General features: G+C 72.2%; 1 protein-coding gene and 1 pseudogene. Both read right to left on the bottom strand.

Annotated features, from left to right (window positions below):
- Positions 1 to 216, bottom strand: a pseudogene (locus M8C17_RS31720) (glycosyltransferase family 1 protein); the annotation flags it as partial.
- Between the two features lie 61 nt (positions 217 to 277).
- Complete coding sequence (locus tag M8C17_RS31715; protein WP_252420475.1) at positions 278 to 1,846, bottom strand: HAD-IIIA family hydrolase; 1,569 nt, start codon at positions 1,844 to 1,846, stop codon at positions 278 to 280.
- Position 1,847 lies beyond the last annotated feature (1 nt).

The raw sequence follows: 1,847 nt of genomic DNA, 5'->3' as shown, positions 1-1,847 counted from the left end.
GATTTCTTCGGGGCGTTGCAGGATGACGAGGTCGATGTCGGTGTGGGGTAGGTCGTCGGGGGTGACTTCGATGGCGGTGTCGGGCCAGGGGTAGGTGCGGGCGCGGCCGAGGCCGTAGGGGCCGCGGTCGGGTGTGGTGGGGATGAGGTAGCGGTGGTTGCCGTGCACGAACGACGTGGTCCAGGAGCCGTGCACATGCCAGAGCAGGACGTTCATGCCTCTCCTGTCGCGGACGTTGCGGAACTGGCGGTTGGTCGGCGGACGATGACGGCGGGCCTTAACCCGGGGCCGGGGGCGCCAGCCGGAGCACCGCCTCGACCACGTCGACCGGGTCGACGCCACCGAGGCAGGGGTGCCCGGGGACGGGGCAGATGCCCGCTCGGGTGTCCCGGCACGCCGCTCCGGCGTCACCGAGCCGGACGGTGGGCACCCGGTAGGGGCCCCACTGTCCGAACGGGACGGTCGGTGCGAAGAGACTCACCACCGGGGTGCCGACCGCCGCCGCGAGGTGGGCCGGGCCGGTGTTGCCGACGACCAGGCAGCGGGCCCCGGCCAGCAGCCGGGCCAGGCCGGCCAGGTCGGTGCGACCGCCCAGGTCGGTGCCGCCGGCCGCGGCCACCCGGGCGGTCAGGTTCCGCTCGGCCGATCCGCCGGTGACCAGCACGCGGTGCCCGGCGGCGGTCAGCGCCGCCACCATCTCGGCGTACCGGTCCGGGGGAGCAGCCCGGCTCGGCACCGAGGCACCCGGGTGCACGACGACATAGCCGGGCTCGACCGCTTCCGGGGGTCGGCACAGCTCAGGGCGGATACGCAGGCGCGGTTCGTCGTCGGCGGGCAGTCGGTGACCGGCGGCGGCGGCGAGGGAGAGCGCACGTTCGGGTTCCGGAACACCCACCGGCACCCGGTGACGAACGTCCAGCAGCGAGCCCGGATAGTCATCGCTGATCGCGGCGATCCGACCGACACCCGCCATCCGCAGCAACAACGCCACCGGCAGCGCCGACTGATGAAACGACGTGAACACCACCGCCTCATCCGCCCCCACCGCCGCCAGCCGCGCGATCAGAACCCGCATCGCCTCCGGGTCCACCGGACCCGGCGCCGGATCAATCCACGGCAACGGATGCTCAATCACCTCATCGACACCCGGCAACAGACCCGCCGCAGCACGCCCCCGCGGCCCACACACCAACACCACCCGCCGCGCACCAGCCGCCACCGCACGGATCGCCGGCCCGGTCACCAACACATCCCCGGCCGAATCCGACCGCACCACCAACGCCGTACCCACCCGCGCACCCACCCCAGCCGGCCGCACAGCCTGCACAGCCCGCTGCCGACGCAGAATCTCCCCCACCGCCGCCGGCAGATCCGCAGCCACCCACCCCGCGGCGGCGACCTCCTCCGGCCGGGTCACCGGCGTCGGCACCAACACCCCCGCCGCCCCCGCCGCCAACGCCGCGCCCACATCCCGACCAATGTCACCCACCACCACACACCGCGACGCACTCGTACCCAACGCCTCAGCAGCCGCATGCACCAACCCAGGAGCCGGCTTACGACAACCACACCCATCGGCGTCATCGTGCGGACAGATCAACCACGCATCGAAGCGACCCAGCAACTCCTCAACACGGGCGTGCACCGCCCGCATCTGTCCCTCACTGAAAAAGCCCCGCGCCAGACCCGACTGATTCGTCACCACCGCCAGCCGCAACCCAGCAGCCCGCAACCGATCCAACGCCACCCGCGCACCCGGCACCGGCCGCACCTTCTCCGGATCACCGTTGTACGGCACATCCTCGATCAACGTGCCATCCCGATCCAGCAACACCGCGTCGTACAGG

It is taken from the genome of Micromonospora sp. RHAY321 (assembly GCF_023896955.1).
Lineage (GTDB): Bacteria > Actinomycetota > Actinomycetes > Mycobacteriales > Micromonosporaceae > Micromonospora.
Note: the sequence above shows the minus strand (reverse complement) of the source record. Positions and strands in the feature narration are given on the sequence as shown.